16 protein-coding genes are annotated in these 22,055 nt (G+C 69.4%); 5 read left to right on the top strand and 11 right to left on the bottom strand.

The annotated features are described in order from the left end of the window. The first annotated feature begins 198 nt into the window (after positions 1–198). The 5 genes from ACH4D3_RS13325 to ACH4D3_RS13305 all read left to right on the top strand — a co-directional run bounded on the left by ACH4D3_RS13325 (position 199) and on the right by ACH4D3_RS13305 (position 10,689). Positions 199–1,749, top strand: coding sequence for a B12-binding domain/radical SAM domain-containing protein (locus tag ACH4D3_RS13325; RefSeq protein ID WP_398320744.1), 1,551 nt, complete (start codon positions 199–201; stop codon positions 1,747–1,749). 7 nt (positions 1,750–1,756) lie between these two features. Beyond that, a complete protein-coding gene (locus ACH4D3_RS13320; RefSeq protein WP_398320741.1) occupies positions 1,757–2,470 on the top strand; it encodes a hypothetical protein in 714 nt (237 codons plus the stop codon). Between the two features lie 20 nt (positions 2,471–2,490). Further along, positions 2,491–9,036, top strand: coding sequence for an amino acid adenylation domain-containing protein (locus ACH4D3_RS13315; protein ID WP_398320738.1), 6,546 nt, complete (start codon positions 2,491–2,493; stop codon positions 9,034–9,036). Positions 9,037–9,046: 10 nt separating this feature from the next. Then, entirely contained in the window at positions 9,047–9,961 is a 915-nt protein-coding gene (locus ACH4D3_RS13310; protein ID WP_398320735.1) for an alpha/beta fold hydrolase, read from the top strand. 92 nt (positions 9,962–10,053) lie between these two features. Beyond that, the gene (locus ACH4D3_RS13305) at positions 10,054–10,689 is read left to right on the top strand and encodes a DUF2461 family protein (RefSeq protein WP_398320732.1); all 636 of its coding nucleotides are present in this window, start codon (positions 10,054–10,056) and stop codon (positions 10,687–10,689) included. A 284-nt stretch (positions 10,690–10,973) separates the two neighbouring features. Here ACH4D3_RS13305 and ACH4D3_RS13300 read toward each other — a convergent pair whose 3' ends face one another. From ACH4D3_RS13300 to ACH4D3_RS13250, 11 genes are all read right to left on the bottom strand, one after another. After that, positions 10,974–11,792, bottom strand: a complete 819-nt coding sequence (locus ACH4D3_RS13300) for a hypothetical protein (RefSeq protein ID WP_398321136.1) — start codon at positions 11,790–11,792, stop codon at positions 10,974–10,976. 139 nt (positions 11,793–11,931) lie between these two features. Beyond that, entirely contained in the window at positions 11,932–12,900 is a 969-nt protein-coding gene (locus ACH4D3_RS13295; protein WP_398321121.1) for a sugar kinase, read from the bottom strand. 50 nt (positions 12,901–12,950) lie between these two features. Further along, complete coding sequence (locus tag ACH4D3_RS13290) at positions 12,951–13,841, bottom strand: SMP-30/gluconolactonase/LRE family protein (RefSeq protein ID WP_398320729.1); 891 nt, start codon at positions 13,839–13,841, stop codon at positions 12,951–12,953. After that, complete coding sequence (locus ACH4D3_RS13285) at positions 13,838–14,470, bottom strand: bifunctional 4-hydroxy-2-oxoglutarate aldolase/2-dehydro-3-deoxy-phosphogluconate aldolase (RefSeq protein WP_398320726.1); 633 nt, start codon at positions 14,468–14,470, stop codon at positions 13,838–13,840. Before ACH4D3_RS13285 ends, ACH4D3_RS13290 begins: the two co-directional genes overlap by 4 nt. A gap of 111 nt (positions 14,471–14,581) precedes the next feature. Next, positions 14,582–15,394 carry a hypothetical protein gene (locus tag ACH4D3_RS13280; protein WP_398320723.1) on the bottom strand — a complete coding sequence of 271 codons (813 nt, stop codon included), beginning with the start codon at positions 15,392–15,394 and terminating at the stop codon, positions 14,582–14,584. Between the two features lie 2 nt (positions 15,395–15,396). Further along, positions 15,397–16,542 carry a galactonate dehydratase gene (gene dgoD / locus ACH4D3_RS13275; protein ID WP_398320721.1) on the bottom strand — a complete coding sequence of 382 codons (1,146 nt, stop codon included), beginning with the start codon at positions 16,540–16,542 and terminating at the stop codon, positions 15,397–15,399. After that, the gene (locus ACH4D3_RS13270) at positions 16,539–17,276 is read right to left on the bottom strand and encodes a FadR/GntR family transcriptional regulator (protein ID WP_398320719.1); all 738 of its coding nucleotides are present in this window, start codon (positions 17,274–17,276) and stop codon (positions 16,539–16,541) included. The genes dgoD and ACH4D3_RS13270 overlap by 4 nt, the downstream gene beginning before the upstream one ends. A gap of 82 nt (positions 17,277–17,358) precedes the next feature. Next, on the bottom strand, positions 17,359–18,132 hold the full coding sequence (locus tag ACH4D3_RS13265; RefSeq protein ID WP_398320718.1) for an SDR family NAD(P)-dependent oxidoreductase: 774 nt from the start codon (positions 18,130–18,132) through the stop codon (positions 17,359–17,361). Between the two features lie 46 nt (positions 18,133–18,178). Further along, positions 18,179–20,278, bottom strand: coding sequence for an alpha-galactosidase (locus tag ACH4D3_RS13260; RefSeq protein WP_398320716.1), 2,100 nt, complete (start codon positions 20,276–20,278; stop codon positions 18,179–18,181). Next, positions 20,275–21,123 (bottom strand): carbohydrate ABC transporter permease, encoded by an 849-nt coding sequence (locus ACH4D3_RS13255; RefSeq protein ID WP_398320714.1) that lies wholly within the window; start codon positions 21,121–21,123, stop codon positions 20,275–20,277. The genes ACH4D3_RS13260 and ACH4D3_RS13255 overlap by 4 nt, the downstream gene beginning before the upstream one ends. Beyond that, positions 21,123–22,055, bottom strand: coding sequence for a carbohydrate ABC transporter permease (locus ACH4D3_RS13250; protein ID WP_398321118.1), 933 nt, complete (start codon positions 22,053–22,055; stop codon positions 21,123–21,125). Before ACH4D3_RS13250 ends, ACH4D3_RS13255 begins: the two co-directional genes overlap by 1 nt.

Here is a 22,055-nt window from a genome sequence, read left to right as displayed (position 1 = left end):
TTTGCCGACCTCTCGAGCAGGCCCGACCAGGCCTTTTGAATGCGAAGCCACGACAACGCACTCAACATTCTTCGGGCTCGACTCAGGCCTCCTTGCGGACCTGTTTCAAGCTCTATGAGCTCCGCTCCACCCACATCCGGCCGGACGCACCTCCGACGCTTGCTCCGGAAGCCACCGCTCTGGATTGGAAGAACCAGCGTGAACTTGAGAGTTGTTGCCGTCGCGCCGCCCGGATTACCCGAAGGAAGATCTGGACGACACACCCTCAAAAGCGCCGATCCGGCGAGCCTGTTCAACGCCTGCCGAGTCGCGGCGCGGCGGGCCGAAGAAGGCGTCGCCGCCTGGGGTGCGTCGAACTGGGCAGTGCCGCGGCAACAGCGCCGGGAACTGCTGCTGCTCATGCACAGCCTTCGGGAGGACCTGCCGGAGTTCGAGGCGCTCCTCGATCGTGAACAGCCGAACCTGCTCCTGTTGGGCGCCATGACCGTGTGCCTGCCCGGGGCGGCGGCGTGTGCGGTCCGGGCCAAGGAAATCCTCGGCGACGACGTATGTGTCGTCCTCGGAGGCCGCCACGCATCCGAGACGATCTACGAGAGGCGCGGCGTGGTCGCACACGATGTGTCCTCACCCTGCCGCCTGATGGCCGAAGGGCATCTTCCGCCGGTCTTCGACCTCGTCGTCTCCGGCGAGGGCGAGCACCTGATCGCGGAGATCGGCGAACAGGTGGCGGAGCTGGTACGGCGTGGCATACCAGCCGCTGAGCTCCGCGGGAAGGCCCACGACCTCGCGGACGCGTCCGGCACCTGGGTGATGAGCAGCTACGAGAGCGGCATGATCAGCGACATCGTCGGCCAGGGCGGGCCGTTCGACCGCGACCTGCTGCCATCGCCCGCACGCATGTTCGGGGTTCGGGCCGCCTTCGACGTCTTCGACGGCAGGCCCACCAGTCACGTCTTCAGTGACGCCGGAAACGGGTGCGTCTTCGACTGCGACTTCTGCAGCGAACGGAAGTCGGTCACCGGCGGCCTGCTGCAATTCGGCGGCGCGGCCGAGCGGCTGACGCACCAGTTGCAGGCCGTCGTCGACGTCGTCGAGGACGACTTCCCCACCCTGGGGGCCAGCGCGTTCGTTGAGGACTCCACCCTGCTGGGCGGTTCTCCTCGGCAGATCGGCCGGCTGGCGGGACTCCTTGCCGAGAAGAATCTGGACATCCGGTTCGGCGGCCAGTTCACCGTCGACCAGATCCTGCGCCGCACGAGCGACATCAAGAAGCTGGCCGAGGTGGGTTTCGACTACGCCTTCATCGGAGTCGAAACCCTCGACCCTGACGTCGTCGGAGGGATGAGCAAGGACCTGCGTGTCGAGGCGGGGAGGTGGATGAGCCGCACGGAACGCGCCATAGCGGCGCTCGCCGATGTGGGCGTGCGCACCGGAACAGCCGTTCTGTTCGGGCTCGGTGAAGGCCAAGGGCATCGTCTGGCGCTTTTGGAGGAGCTGGCGAAACAGCGAGATCGCTATGGTTCTCCGGCACCGATCAGCCTCAACTGGGCGACGCAGCATCCGCTGCGGAACAGTGATGTCGGATATCGCTACGCCGAGTGGTCGATCCCGCCGGGTGAATGGACCGACGTATTTGCCGATTTCGGCGAAGCATCAGTCAGCTATCCGGTCACAGGCGTGGGCCCGCCGGTCGTGTCCGAGGTTCGTGAAGTATGCGCGGCTTTTCAGGAACTGTTCGTCGACGCGTGAGGGCACGATGAGTCACCAGTTCTACGTCAGCAGCCTCGGCGACCGCCTCGTCGACGACGCGTTGCTCCCGGAGAGGATCCGACTCTTCCTGCGCCAGGAGGAACGGCTTCTCCAAGAGGTCTTCCACTCGTTCGACTCGCTGGTCGAAGTCGGCAGCATGCACGGCCTGCACCTGAATTTCGCGGCCGCCAGCGCGAAGCCGTACCTCGGGCTCGACATCGTCGAACGCTACGTCGCCGAGGGAAACGAACGGGTTGCCGACCTCGGCCTGCCGGCCAAGGATTACCGCTTCCTCGCACGCGGCGTCGAAGAACTCGGTGAGATCTCCGCTCCGGGGAGACGGCCCCTGGTGTTTGCCCCGTTCAATTGCCTGGGCAACATCACTGATCTGCCGGGCGCTCTGAACGGTCTGGCGGCGGGCGGATTTCCCTTTCTTCTGAGTTCCTATCACACCGATCCGCTCTCCACGCGATGCCGGGAAGAGTACTACTCGGCCTGCGGTTACGGCGATGTCCGGATGCACCGCGACGCGCTCGGTGTACGGTTCACCGCCACCGACGGCCTGGACACAGTCGCCTACGAGCCCGGCTATCTGATCGCCCAATTCGCCGACAAGGGGATCGAAGTCGAGGTCGTCTCCTTCGGCGACATCGGCGCCGCCTACATCAGTAGCGGCCTCCTCGGCGACCGGCCGGCGGATGCCCGACCCGCCCTTCCGTGAAAGGACCGGCAATGCTGGCCATGCAGGACTTTCTCGAGCAACTACGCCTCGAAGGCGTACGGCTGTGGCTGCAGGACGGGAAAGTGCGCTACAGCCCGGCAGGGTCCCTCGACGCCGTCCGGCTGGCCGTTCTGCGAGAGCGTCGCGACGAGGTCGTCGCCGTGCTTCAGGGGCGTACGCCGGTGCGCACGGCCCGCCCCGACACCGTGCCCGTCTCCCACCACCAGCAGGGCATCTGGTTTCTGGAGCAGCTTGATCCGCTCGGTAGCGCCTACAACCAGACCGAGACCTACCGGATCGTCGGAGACCTTGACGTCCGGGCGTTGAGTGAAGCCGTCGCGGAGATCGTGCGCCGCCACGAGATCCTGCGCACCCGCTTCCCGGCGGTCGACGGTGCGGGGGTACAGATCGTCGAGCCCGCGAGCGACGCCCCGCCCTTGGAACTCATCGATCTGAGCGGTCTCGACCCAACGACCCGGGCGGACCGCGTGGCCGCGATGCGCCATGCCTACGCCGAACACCGCTTCGACCTCTCCGACGCGCGTTCCTTCCTGGTCGAAGTGGTCCGCCTGACCCCGGCCGAGCACCTCCTGGTCTTCCGTTCCCACCACCTGGTCATCGACGGCCCCTCGCAGACGAATCTGTTCCGGGAACTGCGTGCCCTTTACGCGGCCTTCCGCGCCGGCCGGTCCTCACCGCTGCCCGACCTGCCCCTCCAGTACGCCGACTACTCGGTCTGGCAGCACGACTGGCTCCGCGGCGACCGTCTGGAGCGCCAGCTCGACTACTGGCGACGTCGCCTCGGTGATGCGCCGGGCAGCCTCGATCTACCGATCGACCGGCCCCGTTCCACGGTCTTGGACCGCGCCGGAGACATCGTCGAGGTGCCGATCTCCGCCGAACTCGCCGCCGGACTGCGGGACCTGGCGCGCCGCGACGGGGCGACACCGTTCATGGTGATGCTCGCCGCCCTCCACGCCCTCCTGGCCCGGTGGAGCGGTCAGAGAGACATCAGCGTGGGCCTTGCCATGGACGGCCGGAGCCACCCCGACGTCGAATCCGGCATCGGTCACTTCATCAACACCGTGGTGCTGCGTGCCGACCTCTCGGGCGGGCCGACGTTCGACGAGCTGCTCCACCAGGTCCGCGAGCGCCTCATCGAGGCCTCCGACCACCGGCACGTCCCCCTCGACCGCCTGGTGGCCGAGTTGCGCCCGCAGCGCGCCCTGTCGATGCAGCCGCTCTTCCAAGTGCTGTTCACGTACCTGGTGGCCGATTCCCTCGATCTCGACGGCCTCGATGTGACGCCGGTTGAGCCGGACCGGACGACCGCGATGTTCGACCTCATGTTCTTCGCATCGGAGGTCGACGATCGCCTCGACGTCGGATTCCAGTACGCGACGAGCCTGTTCGACCGCGCCACGATCCAGCGGCTGGCCGAATACTTCGTGACCCTGCTGTCCGGCGTGGTCGCCTCGCCGGACACGTGCCTCGACGACCTGCCCATCCAGTCCGAGACCCAACAGCGCGAACTGCTGACGACGTGGAACGACACCGCATTCCCCTTCGACCCCGACCTCTGCCTCCATGAACTCGTCGAGGCCCAGGTGGCCCGCACGCCCGACGCGACGGCTCTCGTCTTCGAGGGTCAGCAGCTCACCTACCGTGACCTCAACAGCCGGGCAAACGCGCTGGCCCAGCGGATCCGGGACCTCGGTGTGGGGCCGGACGCGACGGTCGGCATCTGCCTTCCCCGTTCGCCCGAAGTGGCGATCGCGATCCTGGCCGTGATGAAGGCCGGAGGCGGCTGCGTCCCGATCGACCTGACCTATCCGATCGCGCGGCGCCAGATGCTCGTCGAAGACGCCGGCCTGCGGCTGCTGATAGCCCGGTCGCAGGAGTCGATCGACATCGAGTGCTCCGGCCTCCCCGTGCTCGGCCTCGACGCGTTCGGCACACCCATGACGGAGGGTGGTCCTCCGCCCGTCGCCGACCCCCAGAACCTCGCTTGGGTCCTCTACACCTCGGGGTCCACCGGACGTCCCAAGGGCGTCGCCATGCCGCACCGCCCCCTGGTCTCCAACGTGCAGTGGCACCTGGCCCTGGAGGTCGGCGGTCGTGGCCGCACCCTGCAGTGGGCGGCCCTGAGCTTCGACGTGTTCTTCCAGGAGATGTTCACGACGTTGGCCGCCGGCGACACCCTCGTCCTCGTCACCGAAGAGGTGCGGCACGACCTCGAACGACTGCTGGACGTCATCGAGGCCGAGCGCATTGAGCGGCTGTTCATGCCGTTCGTCGCGCTGCAGGCGTTCGCGGAACTCGCGGTGCGCCTCGATCGTGTACCGGCCTCGCTGCGCGCCGTGCTGACGGCGGGGGAGCAATTGCAGGCCACTCCGGCGGTGCGCGCCTTCTTCGGGGCGCTGCCCAAGTGCACGCTCTACAACGAGTACGGACCCATCGAAGCCCACGTGGCGACCGTCCACGAACTGACCGACCCTCCTGCCGAGTGGCCGGCGCTGCCACCGATCGGCCGGCCGATGGGCAACATGTCCGTCTACGTCCTCGACGACGGCCTCCGGCCGGTGCTCCCCGGCACCGCCGGGGAACTGTTCATCGGTGGTGTCGGACTGGCCCGTGGGTATCTCAGCCACCCGGCGATGACCGCGGAGCGCTTCCTTCCGGACCCGTTCCGCTCCGGCGCACGGATGTACCGCACCGGCGACCGCGCACGGCACCGTTCCGACGGTCTCATCGAGTTCCTGGGACGACGCGACGACCAGGTCAAGATCCGGGGCTTCCGCGTGGAAGTCGGCGAAGTGGAATCCGAGTTGGCCACCCACCCGACGGTCCGTGACTGCGCCGTGGTCGCCCACGAGTACAGCCCTGGCCAGAAACGTCTGGTCGCCTATGCTCTCCCGGCACTGGACGACGAAGCTCCGTCCCCCGCCGAACTGCGAGCATTCCTCGCCGCACGCCTCCCGGACTTCATGGTGCCTGCCGTCTTCGTCACGTTGGAGGAGCTGCCCCGCACGCCCAGCGGCAAACTGAGCCGGCGTTCGCTGCCCGCGCCGAGCGAGGCCGACTGGGCGACCGGCGCCGTGTACGTCGCCCCGCGCAACGATCTGGAGGCCCAGGTCGCGGGCATCTGGTCCGGTGTCCTCGGTGTACCCCGGGTCGGCGTGCGCGACAACTTCTTCGACCTGGGCGGCCACTCGCTGCTGGCCACCCGGGTGGTCTCGCGGATCAGGCAACGGTGCGGCGTCGATGTTCCGCTGCGCGAGTTCTTCGCCGAGCCCACCGTCGCCGGTCTGGCTCACGTCACCGCAGCGGCGCGCGCGGTCAACGAGGAGCCGATCCGCCGCCGCCCGCACACGGGACCGGTCCCCGCCACGTACGCACAGCAGCGCATGTGGTTCCTCGACCAGCTCAACCCCGAGAGCAGGCAGTACACGATACCGATCGTCTGGCGGCTACGCGGACCGCTCGACGTGTCCGCGCTCGGCAGGGCGCTGGACGAGATCGTCCGCAGGCACGAGGCGCTGCGCACCCGGTTCACACCCCGTGACGGCGTTCCGTTCCTGACGGTCGAGCAGCACGCGTTCTGCCCGTTCGCCGTCACCGACCTGGCGGGCGCCTCCGGCACTGTCGACCAGGCCCGGAAACTGATCGAGCGGTTTGCCGAGACCGGCTTCGATCTCGAACGGGGACCACTGATCCGAGCCGCGCTGATCCGCCTCGCCGCGGACGAACACATGCTGGCGGCCGCCATCCACCACATCGCGGCCGACGGCTGGTCGCTGGACGTGATGACGAGCGAACTCGGTGCCCTGTACCCGGCGTACGCCTCCGGGGGCGTTTCCCCGCTTCCCGACCTGCCCGTGCAGTACTCCGACTACGCGGTGTGGCAGCACGAGATCCTCGACGAGGATGCCCTCGCCGAGCACCTGGACTACTGGCGGAACCACCTGGAGGGCGCACCCAGCGCGATCGACATGCCCACCGATCGTCGCCGCCCCGCCATGCCCAGCCATGATGGCGATCATGTCGACTTCACGGTCGACGCCGAAACCGCCGACCGGCTGCGCGCGCTCGGCGGCCGGTTCCACGCCACCTCGTTCATGTCCCTTGTATCGGTCTTCGGTGTGCTGCTGCACCGGCTCAGTGGCCAGGACGACGTCTGTCTCGGCTACTTCGTCGGCAACCGTGACCGGCTGGAGACGGAGGGCCTGATCGGCCTCTTCGTCAACACGCTGGTGTTGCGCTCACGCTGCTCCGACGGCGACTCGTTCGAGGACGTGCTGCGGCGGGTCCGCGAGACCGTCCTCGTCGGCGACCGGCATCGCGACCTGCCGTTCGAGCGCCTCGTCGACGAGCTGCGGCCCGAACGCGACCTGTCCCATCACCCGGTCTTCCAGGTCGCCTTCAGCCATCTTGCCGCGAGCACGTCGGACCGGCAGGAGGCGACGCTGCCCGGTGTGGAGATGGAACCGGCGGAGTCGGGAGGACAGACGTCCAAGTTCGACCTCACGCTGTTCGTTTCCGACAGCAACCCGGGACACGCACTGGAGTGCCGGTTCGAATACGCGACGGACCTGTTCGAGCGAGAGACGGTGGAGGCGTTCGCACGCTGCTTCCGCGTGCTCCTCGATGAGGTGGTCGCCGCCCCCGGTGCACGCATCGCGGACCTGCCGTTGCTGCCGGAGAGCGATCGCACCGCCCCGGCCCGCCCCGTGGACGTCCTCGTCGAACACCGCCCTACGACCATCCCGGCCCTGTTCGCCGAGCAGGTGGCCCGCACTCCGGACGCCATGGCAGTCACCGGTCCGGCAGGCGCGCCGACTCCGGGCGCAGGCCCGCTGACCCACCTGACGTACCAGGAGCTGAACGCTCGGGCCAATCGGCTGGCGCACCACCTGATGGCCCAAGGTGCGGGCCCGGAACAGCACGTCGCGCTTCTCCTTCCGCGCACCACCGATCTCGTGGTGGCCGTCCTGGCCGTGCTGAAGACCGGTGCCGCCTACGTCCCTGTCGAACCCGACCATCCGAGCGACCGAATTGCCCGTATCCTCCAGGACGCTCGCCCCGTCCACGTCGTCGCGATCTCCGGCGCCGCTCCACCGGGTTTCGCCACCACCGTCGTCGACGAAGTCGATCTCTCCGGCTACGGCGACGACGACCCCGAGCCCGCACCGGCGCCCGACAACGCCGCATACGTGATCTACACATCCGGCACCACGGGACGGCCCAAGGGCGTCGTCGTGCCACACCGGAATGTCGTCCGGCTCCTCGAGTCCACCCGCGACCTGTTCCGTTTCGACGCGAGCGATGTGTGGACCCTCTTCCATTCCTACGCCTTCGACTTTTCCGTCTGGGAGTTGTGGGGCGCGCTGCTGTGCGGCGGCAGGCTGGTCCTGGTGCCGCACGCGGTGACCCGCTCGCCAGAGGCGTTCCTGGAGCTTCTGCACGCCGAGGGCGTCACGGTCCTGAATCAGACCCCATCGGCGTTCTACCAGCTCATGGCGGCCGACCGGGGCGAGCTCGGCAGCGGGGCACCCGCCCGTGATCTGGCCCTTCGCTGTGTGATCTTCGGCGGCGAGGCACTCGATCTCGGCCGCCTCACCGACTGGTACACCCGGCATCCGGACGACGCCCCGCGGCTCGTCAACATGTACGGCATCACCGAAACGACCGTGCACGTCTCCCATCTGCCCCTGGACCGTTCGTCGGCGGCGACGTTCAGGGGCAGCGTGATCGGTACCGGCATACCGGACCTGCGCGTCCACGTTCTGGACGAGGGCATGCGTCCGGTCCCGCCCCGTGTCGCCGGCGAACTCTACGTCGGCGGACCGGGTGTCGCCCGCGGTTACCTGGGCCGCCCCGACCTGACGGCCGAACGTTTCGTACCCGACCCGTACGGCCCCCCCGGTTCCCGGCTGTACCGCAGTGGCGACCTGGCTCGTCTCCGCCCGGACGGCGCGATCGAATTCCTCGGCCGGGTCGACCACCAGGTGAAGATCCGCGGCCACCGGATCGAGCTGGGCGAGATCGAGTCCGTCCTCCGCCAGTGCGAGGGAGTCGACGACGCCGTCGTCGTCGCACGCGAATACGTGCCAGACGACCGGCGTCTGGTCGCATACCTGACCGGAGAGCCGGTGGGCCACCCCCGCGAACGCCTCCGGGAAGTCCTGCCCGGCTACATGCTCCCGTCCGCCTACATCCGGCTGCCCCGACTCCCCATGACCTCCAACGGCAAGGTCGACAGGAGCGCGCTGCCCGCACCGGGCACCAAGGACCTGGCGACCGGGACCAGGACCGCCTTCGTAGCCCCCCGTACTCCCGTCGAGAAGGAGCTGGCGGCGATCTGGTGCGATGCCCTCAGGACCGAGCGCGTCGGAATCCACGACAACTTCTTCGCCCTCGGCGGCCACTCCCTTCTGGCCACTCAAGTCGTCGCCCGGATGCGGCGGCACCTCGGCCGGGACATCGCGCTCCATCGGTTCTTCGCCAACCCCACCATCGCCGGTATCTCCTGGGAGACGGAAGAACGCGCCGCCGGCGTCCTCTGAGGAGACCGCTGTGAACCACTCGATCACCCACCACCTGCTGCACGAGCTGAACCGCAGGCGAGTACGGATCTGGGCCGAGAACGGCCAGGTCCACTACGACGCGCCGAAGGACGTGCTGGACGAACGCTTCACGAACCTCCTGCGCCGTCACCGCGACGACATCCTTCAGCACCTGGAACACAACGGGCGGGAGACGGAGGGCCCTTGGCTCAAGGAGCTCACGTCCAACAACGCAGACCTGCTCCTTTATGTCATTCCCGCCGCCGGAGTGGGTCCCAGCGCGTTCCGCCACTGGCGCGACGAGGTGCCCCCGGGCCTCGATGTAGTCGTGGTGCACATACCCGGACGTGAGGACCGGCTGGACGAAGACCGGTACACCGACGTCACTCCGCTGGCGGACCGCATCGCCGAGGCGATCCGCGACCACGCCGACCGGCCGTTCATCATCTTCGGCCACAGCGCCGGCGCCCTCATCGGCCGCGAGGTGGCCAAGCGCACCACCCCGCGCCTCCTCGCCGTCGCCGCCGCTGTGCCGCCGGATCTGATCGACGCCGACATGTCCGCCACCGACGACGAGCTCGTCGCTGCCCTCGTCGAGTGGGGCCACACCCCTCGGGAGCTTTTGGAGGATCCCGACGCCCGGTCACTCATCCTCCCCACCCTCCGCGCAGACCTGTCGCTCGTGGAGTCGTGCCACACTCCGGACGTGGAACGCCTTGACGCGCCCATCATCTCCTTCCTCGGTACTCGCGACTCCTCCGTCTCCTACGAGGACTGCGCGGCCTGGTCCGCATGGACGTCGGGCCCATTCGAAATGCACGCCCTGGAAGGCGGCCACTTCTTCCCCCTGGACCAAGGAGCAGCGCTGTTCAGCCACATCACGGCCGCGGCACCCAGACACCCCGGCACATACGGTTCCGGGTAACCGCGTTGCCGTAGCATCGGTCCCGCGTGCCCCGCGAACCCTGGTGGCCGTCTCACAGAGCCTGACGGAATGCGACGATCAGAGGCCCAGAGTTGACAGATGCGCCGAGGCAGTTCGCCGGTTGGGACGAGTCGGCTTTCGACGTGTTGTTGCGTCTTCAAGGTGAGCCGGCTCAGGGGCTGATGCACGAGATCCGCCGGGATCGCGAACGTCTCGTGCGGCAACCGATGATCTCACTGCTCCATGACCTTGCGTGGGCGGATCCCGCGTTCGAGGACCACTCTGTGTGGCGGTACGGGAAGACACCATGGTGGTGGCAGAACCAGTCCGCTGTCGTACGTATCGCCCGGAACGTTGAGATCGGACTGCGTTTCAATCTGGACGGCCTGCAAGTGCAGGGGGCGTGGTGGTACGGCGACTCCGATCAGATCAGCAGGTTCAGGGCGGCGGTCGCCGCTGAGACGAGCGGCGCCGTATTGGCCGATGTGGTGGCGGATCTGCTCCGCCGGGGATATGAGATCTCCGGGGACCTCCTCAAACGCGCGCCCCGGGGCTACCCCACCGACCATCCCCGAGCAGCGTTGTTGCGCCACCGGTCGCTGCTCGCCGTGCAGTACCTTGGCTGTGACGCGTGGCTGCAGACGCCGGAAGCCGTCGAGCGTGTGCTGGCCACGCACGAAGAACTCAGACCACTGCTCGGCTGGCTGACCGACCACGTCGCCGGTTGAGGCCCGCCAACACCTCGCCGTGAGGATGCCTGCCGGGCCGGGGCCGTGCGCCGGACCACTACGGCGCGCCTGCGGTACCGCGGGCTGCAGGCCGTGCGGGACGACGTGACGCCGATCGTCTCGAAGTTGCTCACCGGCGTCATCACACTTGACCGCCGCCCACAGAGCCGCACCTCGGTCTCAGCTGGCGGCTCGGGCCGGCCTACCTGGTCATCGAGCAGTCGCCGGCCCTCATGCCGACGAGCACGACCGCTGCCGCCCAGGACCGAGCAGCACCCGGTCCTCTAGCAACAGGCCCCACGGCCGCCTCTGCGGACCGGGTCGGCGCCCTCGCGCCGGAGCGCGGTGATCAGCTTGCCGAATTGCCTTGGGCTCGTTTCAAGAGCTGGAGGAAGATTCGCGTTCGTGTGCGTTTCCGCAATGTCGAACACACTGGCGCAGGCCGGGCACTCCGCCCGGCCAAAGACGTATCTGATCCCTTCGGCGAGCCGCTGCTGCCCGTCCCGGACGGCTGTGGCGTGCATCCATCGGCCCGGGTCGCGAAGCTCCTCGGCCGGGGCGGGCCGCAGCGACCGCCGCTCGATGTCGCCCTGATCCCAGTCTCGAATGGCCGCGTAGCAGCCGTGGTCGCCGACGGCGATGGTCACCTCCGCTTCGCAGCCGGGGCAGGACACGGTGTAGAAGTCGTCTGCGAAGTCCCCCATGGAGGCGCTCCAGTGGTACTGCCCTGCAAGGGCGAGCAGGTCACCGAAGAGCCGGTGGTAGTCGGCCGGACGCGTCCGAAGCCTCTGGTCCACGAGTTCCCGCAACCGGTCGACCTCGTTCGGACAGCTCGCGAGCAGAGCTTCACCGTCGGGGTGCCGCAATGTGCCACGCACGATGGCACTGGCCAGTTCGAGTGCCTGGGCATACGCGGGGGCTAGAGCTGTCAGGCGCGGGAGAGCTGCGAAGCTCGCCGCGGAGACCGTCTCACCATGAGAACAGAGACGGTCCCACAGCTCGTCCCACGCCTCCGGAACTTCCTCCCGCTCCACCTGATCCAGGAGCAGTGGCACTCGCCCAACCACCCCGTGAGCATCGACCATCTGCGTCCAGTCCGTCACGAGGGCATTCAACTGTTCCCACGACCTCGCTGCCAACCTGCAGGATGACAGGGCCACGAGTTCCCGAGCCGTTGCGGGACAGTCCTTGACGTGGATGTAGGGCAGGGCTGCGCCGCGGGCCGGCGGGTGTGGCCGCCGACTACGGCATCGATGTGGAGGCAGGTGAGGTGTCGTACTGCGCGATGTCTCCTTGCGCCTCCCATTCCCTGTCCGTCGAGGCGAGGAGGTTGTCGATGGAACAGGAGGGTGGGAGTGGGCCGTGGTCTTCGACGACCTTCAGTGCGGAGACCGCTGTGATGTGGCCGAGGCGTAGGGAGCCTTTGACGGGTTCGCCACGTAGGAGACCGGCGAGGAAGCCGGCCGCGAAGGCGTCGCCCGCGCCGACGGGCTCGACAACGGTCGTCCGTTGGGCGCGGACCGTCACGGTGTCTGCAGCGGTGAATGCCGTGGCGGTGCGTGAACCGTCCTTGACAACGACGATCCGCGGGTCAGGCAGTAGTTCGCGTACGGCGGCCGCAGTCAGGTGTCCGCCCCAGAGAGTCTGGGCTTCGTCCAGGCCGACGAAGACGATGTCGGCACGCGCTGCGAGGGACCTAAGCACGTTTGGCGCGGTGTCCTGGGGCCAGAGCTGGGCACGGTGGTTGACGTCGAAGCTGATCGCGTAGGGGCGCTCGACACGAGGGACCGCGAGAGCGCGGGTGACCAGATCGCGACAAGACGCGGACAGGGCCGGCGTGATGCCGGTGAAGTGCACGAGCGTGGCCGTCCTCACCGGTTCATGGTCGAGCAGGTCGGGGCCGAGAGCGGACGCGGCGGAGCCTTTGCGGTAGTAGTGGACGTGGGTGCCCGTGGACGTGGGGCTCTTCAGCAGGAGGCCCGTCGGCCGGTACGGGTCGACACGCACATGGGTGACATCGACCCCGGCGGCGGCCACGGCAGCGCGTACCCGCTCTCCCAATGGGTCGTCGCCCAGTGCGGACAGCCAGGTCGCCGGAACGCCGAAGTCAGCGAGGTACATCGCTACGTTGGATTCGGCTCCCGCGACCGACAGCCGGAGGTGGTCGGTGTCAGCCAGCCGCAGGGCCGGGTCAGGGGCCAGAGCGGCCATCGTCTCGCCCACGCAGACCACGGGTCCCGGGGGCGGGCGCCAGGTGTCTGTCACGCGAGGTCTCCCGTGATCGTGTCCGAGGGGGCGTGCTGGTAGGCGGGCGTGGGTATGCCGGGCACGTCGACGGGGAGGGTGAAGAGGGCACCGTCGTAGGGGCCGGGCGTGTCGAGGCCCACCCTGGCGGTGGTGACGTGCAGCAGTCCGTCTTCGAGGCAGACGCCGGCGGGTTGGGCGGCGGGGAGGTGGACGCTCTGGTCGAGGCTGCCGTCCGGCAGGTAGCGGCGGACCGTGCCCGTGCCCCAGACGGCGCACCACAGGGCCCCCTCGGCATCGACCGTCATGCCGTCCGGGCTGCCCACGTCCACGGTGAGGAAGGTTTCGGGGGCGCCGATGCCGCCGGTGTCGGGGTCGACCGTGTAGCGGAGGACCGTTCCGCGGGCGCTGTCGGCCAGGTACATGGTGCGGCCGTCTGCGGTGAATGCGGGGCCGTTGGGGACGGTGATCCCTTCGATGGCGGGGGTGACGGTGCCGTCGTGGTCGACGCGGTAGAGGGTGCCGGCGTTCGGTGTGTTGTCGTAGGCCATGCTGCCCGCCCAGAAGCGGCCCGAGGGGTCGGCGACCCCGTCGTTCATGCGCATGCTCCGTCCGCCGTGGTCCTCGGGTGTGGCGAGCCATCGGGTGATGCCGTTGGCGTTGAGGAGGCAGACGCCCGTGCCGGCGGCCGCGATCCAGGTGCCGGGGCGTCCGGCGACGGGTGCCACGGCGCCCAGCGGGACGGGGAGGGACAGTAGTTCGCGCAGCGGGTGGTGGAGGGCTGTGGCCGTGGTGAGCAGGCGTCCTTGGAGAATGTCCACCAGGATGATGCCGTCGTCCGTCCAGCGGATGCCTTCACCGAGTTCCAGTCGGTCGGGTCCTGCCGCCGTGGCGTGTTGCCCGGTCATGCGGTCGTCTCCTCGACTGTGGAGCGAAAGGCGCGTGCGCGCTTCCTCAGGGTGTTCAGGCTGCCGCCGTCAGCGGCGTCGGCGATGAGTGGGGAGCCGACGCCGATGGCGGTCGCGCCGGCTGCCAGGTAGGCACGAGCGGCTTCGAGGTCCACTCCGCCCACGGGCACGAAGAGGGCTTCCGGGAAGGGTGCGCGCAGCGCTTTGAGATAGGCCGGTCCCCCTGCCTGAGCGGCGGGGAACAGTTTCAGCGCATCGGCACCGTGGGTCTGAGCGGTGATGATGTCGGTCGGGGTCATGACGCCTGCGAGGACGGGCAGGCCAAGGTGTCGCGCGGTGTCGGCGCCCGCGCCGAGACCGGGGGTGACGGCGAAGGCGGCTCCGGCGTCCCGTGCCGCGTGGGCGTCGTCGGCGGTCAGGACGGTACCTGCGCCGATCGGCCGGTCCGGCCCGAGTTCTGCGGCGCTGCGTGCGAGGACGCCCAGCGCGTCGGCGCTGCTGAGGGAGACCTCGATCAGGTCGATGCCTTCCTCGACCAGGGCGAGTACGGTGCGCAGCGCGGCGTCCGGGTCTTTGCCGCGCACGATGGCGAGGAGACGGCGGTCGGCCAGGGCGGCTCGCAGGTCCACGGGTACGGACTCCTTGGGTGTCGGTTCGCTTCGATGGCGTGCGCGGGCGGGGTGCTCCCTGCCGCTGGACAGAAGGGCGGGGGTCAGATGCAGGGGGCAGATGCAGGGGGGTCAGATGCAGTGGCAGTCGGTCGTCAGGGTGAGTCGCCAGTGGACTGCGCCGGAGGCGGGGACGCATGCCGCGTCCCCGGGGTCGGCTGCTGCCAGGTCGAAGGTGCGGCCGAGCATGGGTTCGACGCCGATGCTGCGGTAGGGGGATTTCTGCGGGAAGCCACCGAGGTTGCGCCACAGACCGACCGACACGGGCTGTCCCTCGGCTTCGACGGCGAGGGACAGCCGGTTGACTCCGTCGTGGACGCAGGCACGGCCGTTGGCGAGGACTGCGCCGACGGCGGTGCCGTCCTGCGGTCCGAACCGGTCCAGGCGCAGGCCGCACGGGGTGGGCCAAGCGCTCTGCACCCATGGGGCGCCATCCGGCCAGGGGCCGTCGAGCAGGCGGGAGGCTTCCGGGAAGACCCGGGTGGGGGTGCCGACGCGCGCCTTGAGTTCGGCTCTGTCGGAAAGGTCGAGCAGGGCGTGGGCGGCCCAGATGAAGTGGTAGCCGGCCTCGGCCAGCAGCGTGTAGTCGGCCTCGACGCCGTCCGGGGTGGTCCGGACGGTACGGGTGAGGGTGAACGTGTCGCAGTCGACGCGATCGGTGTCGCCGCTTCGCGTCCACGGCCTGGACCAGGCGTCGCCATGATCGGGGGTGCCTCGCACGGTGGGCACGCACTCCTCCATCCCGCCTGCGTCCACGAAGGCGTCGCTGGGGGCGACGTCGTCTCGTGCGGGATCCGGGCGGTGCCAGAGCCATTCACGGTCGCCGTCGCGCAGCGAGGTCCAGCGGCCGCCGTGCGCAGGGTCGGTCGCGAACGTCAAGGGCATGGTCACCACTCCGCGAATGAACCGTCGGAGTGCCGCCACAGGGGGTTTCTCCAGGTGTGCCCGCTGCGGTCGGCGGCCCGGACCGCCTCTTCGTCGACGGTGATGCCGAGGCCGGGCACGTCACTGCGGCGGGCCTGCCCGGCGATGAACTGGAACGGCTCGGTGTCGACGACGTAGGAGAGCAGGTCGGCGTCCTTGTTGTAGTGGATGCCCCGGCTCTGCTCCTGTATCAGGAAGTTTGGTGTGGCGAAGGCGACCTGGAGGCTGGCGGCCAGGGCGATCGGGCCGAGAGGGCAGTGCGGGGCGAGCTGGGCACCGTAGGTGTCGGCCAGGGAGGCGATGCGGTGGACCTCGGAGATGCCGCCGGCGTGGGACAGGTCAGGCTGTGCCACGGCGATGCCCGCGGCGAGCGCGGGGAGGAACTCGGTGCGGGAGAAGAGGCGTTCGCCGGTGGCGAGCGGGATGGAGCTGGCGGACACCAGACCGGGCAGGAGGTGTCCGTGCTCGGGGACGACCGGTTCCTCGACGAACAACGGGTGCAGTGGGGCGAGTTCGAGCAGCGTGCGGCGGGCACTGGCGGCGGTGAAGCGGCCGTGGAAGTCGACGGCGACGTCGCGTTCCGGGCCCAGGGCCTGGCGAGCTGCGGCCACTCGTTCGACGACGGCTGCCGTCTCGGCGGCGGAGGCGATCGGTGAGGTCCGGCCCGCCGCGTTCATCTTGACGGCGGTGAAGCCTGCTTCGACCTGTTCGGTGATCTGCTCGGTGAGCGCGGCGGGCTCGTCCCCGCCCACCCAGGCGTAGACGCGCACGCTGTCGCGGACGGGGCCGCCCAGCAGGGCGTGCACGGGGGCGTCGTAGGACTTGCCGGCGATGTCCCACAGGGCCTGGTCGAGGCCCGCCACCGCGCTCGACAGGATCGGTCCGCCGCGGTAGAAGCCACCCTTGGTGAGCACCTGCCAGTGGTCTTCGATGCGCAGCGGATCCTTTCCGACGAGGTATTCGGCCAGTACCTCCACGGCGGTCCGGACGACCTCGGCCCTACCCTCCACGACGGGTTCGCCCCAGCCGACCAGGCCGTCGTCGGTCTCCACCCGGCAGAACAGCCAGCGCGGAGGGACGAGGAAGGTGTCAATACGGGTGATCTTCACTGCCGGGTGGTGCCTTCCGTCTCGTCGGCCGTGCCGATGCGGTCCAGGTCGCGGCCGGCCTGCTCCAGCAGTGCCCGCATGGCGGCCTCGGCGGCCTGCGGATCCTGCTCGCGCACGGCGTCCAGGACCGCTTGGTGAGCCGGGAGGGGGTCCTCACTGTGCGGAGAGGAGTGCACGATGCGATCGCGGTGAGCGAGACCGGATTCGATCACCATCTCCATGCGTTCGAGGAGTTCGTTGTGGGTGGCGGTGAGCAGCGCGCGGTGGAAGGCGAGGTCGGCGTCGATGGCGTGCGCCGGACCGGAGTCCGTGTCGCCCATGGCGGCGAGCGCGTCCTGGAGTGCGGCCAGATCGGCGTCGGTGCGGCGCTCGGCGGCCAGGCGTACGGCGGCGGGTTCGATGATGGCGCGTACCTCGGCCAGGTTGTGCAGCAGGGCACGGTCGGCTTCGCCGGTGCGGCCGCCCTCGAACTGCCAGCGCAGGACGTCGGCGTCCAGGAGGTTCCAGTCGGCTCGGGCCCGTACGAAGGTGCCGCGCTTTTGGCGGGCGTCGACCATGCCCTTGGCGGCGAGCACCTTGAGGGACTCGCGCAGAGCGGTGAGGCTCACATCGAGCTCGCTCTGCAGTGAGACCAGGTCGAGCGTGGCGCCCTCGGGGATCTCGCCGCCCAGGATGCGGCGGGCGAGAGCTTCGACTGTCTGGCCGTGCACGCCGCGGCGGGCGTAGGGCGTCATGTCGTGGGGCCTTTCTGCTTCGTCGGGTGTCCGGGGTGCGCAAGGATCCGGGAGGGCTTCGTCCGCAGCCGGCAGCGCGTGCTCATGCGGAGGCCTTCATGACGCTCCAGCCGCCGTCCACGACGAGACTCGTGCCGGTGATGTAGGAGGCTTCGTCGGCGGCGAGGAAGGTGATGGCCGCGGCCACTTCCTCTGGGGTTCCGAACCTGCGTGCGGCGGTCTCGGCGACGCTGCGCTCGCGCTCTTGTTCGGGCACCCGGTCCCAGGCCGCGGTGAGGATCGGTCCGGGGACGACGGCGTTGACGCGCACCTGGGGTCCGTACTCGACGGCGAGCTGCCCGCACAGGGACAGGAGTGCGCCCTTGGTGGCGGCGTAGGCGGGGTGGCCGGGGATGCCGCGGTGGGCATGGACGGATGAGGTCAGCACGACCGCGCCGCCCCTGGCCCGCAGATCGGGCAGCACGGCGCGCAGCCCGAGGAAGCTGCCGGTGAGGTTGACGTTGAGTTGCCGCTGCCACGACGGCAGGGTCATTTCGTGGGCGGGCGTGACGTCGACCGTGTGTGCGTTGCTGACCAGGACGTCCACGGGTCCGAAGGTGCGGGCTGCTGCGGCGATCCGGTCCCAGTCCGCTTCGGCCGCGACGTCGGCGGCGACGAAACGGGCCCGCCCGCCATTCTGGGTGATCTGTTCGGCCGTCTTCCTGCCGCGCTCCTCGGCCACGTCGGCGAGCACGACGGCGGCTCCCTCTTCGGCGAGGCGGCTGGCGGTGGCGGCTCCGATGCCGGAGGCCGCTCCGGTGACCACGGCCGTGCGGCCGGTGAAGCGGACGCCGTGCCGTCGTGCGGGGTGGTGCATCGTGGGGTTCGGCTCCTTCATGGTGGCGGGGAGGTCAGGGGGCCGGCTATCGGCGGTTCAGGACGACGAGCTGGGCGTCGTGGCCGGTACTCCAGCTGAATGGCAGACCGTAGTGCAGCAGGTGGGCGCCGCTGTACTCGGTGCCGGTCTCCTCGTCGGCGTAGACGGCGGCGGGGTCCAGGGCGCGCAGCGGAAGCCGGTCCGGGCGGCCGGGCAGCAGCGGGGCCCCGTCCAGGCGGCCGGTGCTGAAGGCGGCGACGATGACGCGCGGGCCGCCTGTCTCGGTGTACTGGACGCCGCAGGTCGCATCCTGTGGGGTGCGCAGCAGGCGGGCCTCGCCTCGGTGGACGACGTCCCGGATCTGCTTGTAGCGGACGATCCAGTGGGCGGCCTCGGCGCGCTGCTGTGTGTTCCAGGAACGCAGATCGGCTCCGATGCCGAGCACGCCGCACATCGCCATCACGAAGCGGAAGGCGAGGGAGCGGGGTCTCGGGTCGAAGATGCCAGGTGCGTCGGTGACCCAGGAGCTCATCACGTGCGGGGCGTGGGCGTGCAGGAAGCCGTACTGGATGGAGAGGCGGTCCAGCGGGGCGGTGTTGTCGCTGGGCCACACCACGTCGGTGCGGGCGAGGGTGGCGTGTTCGATGCGTCCGCCGCCGCCGGCGCAGCCTTCGACGGTGACGTTCGGGTGGGCGGCGCGCAGGTGGTCCAGGACGCGGAGGTACCCGGTGACGTGTCCGGCGTCCAGGTCGAGCCGGTCGGCGGGCCCGGCGCCGGGCCTGCCGCGCTCGGTGGGCGGCCGGTTCATGTCCCACTTGAGGTAGTCGATCGGGTACTCGTCCAGGAGCCGGTCGAAGGTGCCGATCACGAAGTCCTGTACGTCGCTGCGTCCGAGGTCGAGCAGGAGTTGGTTGCGGACGAGGCGACCGGGGCGCCCCTCGACGCGGTAGACCCACTCGGGGTGCTCGGCGTACAGGCGGCTGGCCGGGCTGATGGCCTCGGGTTCGACCCACAGGCCGAAGTCGAGTCCGAGTGCGCGCACCTCGTCGACGAAGCGGCCGAAGCCCTGCGGGAACTTCGCGGGGTCGGGGTGCCAGTCGCCGAGGCCGCCGGTGTCGTCGGTGCGCCCCGTGAACCAGCCGTCGTCCACGACGAACAGTTCGGTTCCGATTCCGGCGGCGAGCCGGGCGAGTTCGAGCTGGCCGGTGGCGTCGACGTCGAAGCCCGTGGCCTCCCATGAGTTGTAGAGGACCTTGCGCGTGCGCTGGAACCGTTCGCCGCTCAAGTGCCGCTCGTAGCGGTGCCAGGCGCGGGACAGTCCGTCGAGTCCTTCCGCGCTGAAGGCGCAGGCCAGGCGGGGTGTGGTCAGGGTGGCTCCGGGCCGCAGGACGACTGCGCCCTCGTGCGGGACCCGGCCGGCGCGGACGCGGACGGTGCCGCCGGGCTCGGCCTCGGCGGTGATGTGCCAGTTGCCCGACCACTCAAGGGCGATGCCGTAGGTGGGTGCCGTGCCGTCGTCGGGCACGGCCGCGTCCTGGACGGCGATCCAGGGGGCGTAGGCGTGGCCGGGCACCCCTTGGTTGCTGGCCATCGCGAACGTGCCGCGTGTCAGGTGGAGTTGTGTGGTGGTGAATTCCTGTGACCACTGTCCGGTCAGGTAGGTGAGACGGGCTCCGGAGGCGGTGGGCACGTTCACGGCGCCGGAGTCGAGCTGTTCGAGGCGCAGTTCACATTCGTCGGTGCAGGTCAGCTCGGTCCAGCGCAGAATGACGTCGGTGCCGGGCACGGTGGCATAGCACAGGGTGACGCTCAGGCCGGCGACGTCGTCGGTGAATGTCAGCCGGAGCTGATGCGCGTCCTGGGTGGCGCCGGCGAACTCCCACCACAGCCCGCGCTGGTGCCCGGAGTGCGTGACGACCAGGTCTGCGCCGGTGAACGCGCGCAGGCCTTGCGGCAGGTACTCGGCAGGGGCGACGTCTGCGGGTGTGATGAAGTGGGTGCGGTGGGACCAGTCGAGCGGGGAGGGTCCCGCCTCGGCGCCGTGGGGTCCCCATGCCGCGAGTTCGGCCCAGGGCCCGTCCGGGGAGAGCCGGACCGTGTAGCTGGTGTGTTCCGTGCGCAGGGTCCAGCGGTCGTGGGAGGTCATTTCACTGCTCCCAGGTTGAGTCCGGCGACGAAGTGGCGCTGGAAGCGGAGGAAGACGGCCACGGTGGGGGCGGCGGCAATAATGGAGCCGGCGGCGATCACGTTCCACATCGACACATACTGACCTTGCAGTCCGATGAGGGCTGCTGTGATCGGCATGTTGGTCTCGCTGCGCAGTACGGTGATCGCCCACAGCAGGTCGTTGAAGATCCAGGTGAATGACAGGGCGCTGAGCGCGGCGAGCGCGGGCCGGGCCAGCGGAAGGATGATCCGCCAGAAGATCTGCCAGGGGCCGGCGCCGTCGACGACGGCGGCCTGCTGGATCTCGTTGGGGATGGCGCGCATGAAGCCGTGCAGGACGAACACGTAGAAGCCGACGCCGAAACCGATCTGCACACCGATCAGGGCGGGCAGTGTGTCGTAGACGCCCATCATCTCGCTGAGCTTGGAGACGGGGATGAGCAGGATCTGCGGGGGCAGCAGGTTCCCTCCGAGCATGAGGAGAAGCAGGGTGCGGCGCAGAGGCAACTCGTAGCGGCTGAGGGCGAACGCGGCCATCGCGGCGAGCGCCAGGGTGATCAGCACGCAGGGGACGGTGACCAGCATGCTGTTGATCAGGGCGCGCTGCTGGCCGCCGTCGACCCAGGCCAGGCGGAAGTTGTCGAGGGTGAAGGAGTGCGGGAGGCTGCCGAGGCCGTGGGCGGCGATGTCGTCGAAGGAGCGCAAGCTGGTGAGTACGACCAGGGCGATGGGCAGCAGCCACAGAGCGGACAGCGTTGCCGCGCCGAGGTGGAACCCGGCGGTTGCGGCACGCTTGCGCTTGAGTGCGGTCGAGTTGGCGGACATCAGTCGGCCTCCCGGAAGGCGCGCACGAGGTAGGAGCAGATGACGCCGAAGGCCAGCACGAAGATGACGACGGCCAGTGCGGAGCCGTAGCCCAGGCGCAGGGACTGGAAGGCGGTGGAGTACATGTAGGTGCTCAGCAGCTCGGACGAGTGGTAGGGGCCGCCCCGGGTCAGGGACCATACGACGTCGAAAGAACGTAGCGAGTCGATGATGATGACGGACAGGACGACCGCGTTGACGCTCCGCAGTTGGGGCAGCGTGACGTGGCGGAAGCGCTGCCAGGCGTTCGTGCCGTCGACCTTGGCTGCCTCGTAGAGGGCGGGGTCGATGCCTTTGAGTCCGGCCAGGTACAGGACCATGACGTAGCCGATCTGCCGCCACAGGGCCGGCACGATCACGGCGTACAGGGCGGTGTCCTGGTCGGCGAGCCAGGCGTGGCGCAGGCTGCCCAGGCCGACGGAGTCCAAGAGTTGGTTGAGGACGCCGTCCGGCTGGTAGATGGCCTGCCACACCAGGGCTGTGGCGACCAGGGAGAACACGACGGGCAGGAAGAGGGCGGCCCGGTAGAAGCCGACTCCGCGGCGTTCCTGTTGGAGCAGCAGGGCCGCGGCGAGACCCAGCAGTGCGGACAGGCCGCCGAACAGCAGCAGCCACAGGACGGTGTCGATCGCGGCGGTCCGGAAGATCTCGTCCGTCGCCATCTCGCGGAAGTTGCCGAGGCCGATGAATCGGGGCGGGGACACGCCGTCCCAAGAGGTCAGGGCCAGGTAGAAGCCCTGCAGCGCGGGCCAGAACACCCAGACTGCCTCGGCGAGCAGCGGCACCAGGACGAACGCGAGGACGAGCGGTGGGACGCGGCGGGCGGGCCCCTGGCCTCGCCGGCCGCCGGACGTGACGGGCGGGGCCGGGGGTGCGGGGCTGAGCACGGCCAC

This window comes from Streptomyces sp. NPDC018026 (assembly GCF_044327745.1).
Classification (GTDB): domain Bacteria; phylum Actinomycetota; class Actinomycetes; order Streptomycetales; family Streptomycetaceae; genus Streptomyces; species Streptomyces rubrogriseus.
This window is presented reverse-complemented; position numbering and strand designations above follow the sequence as displayed.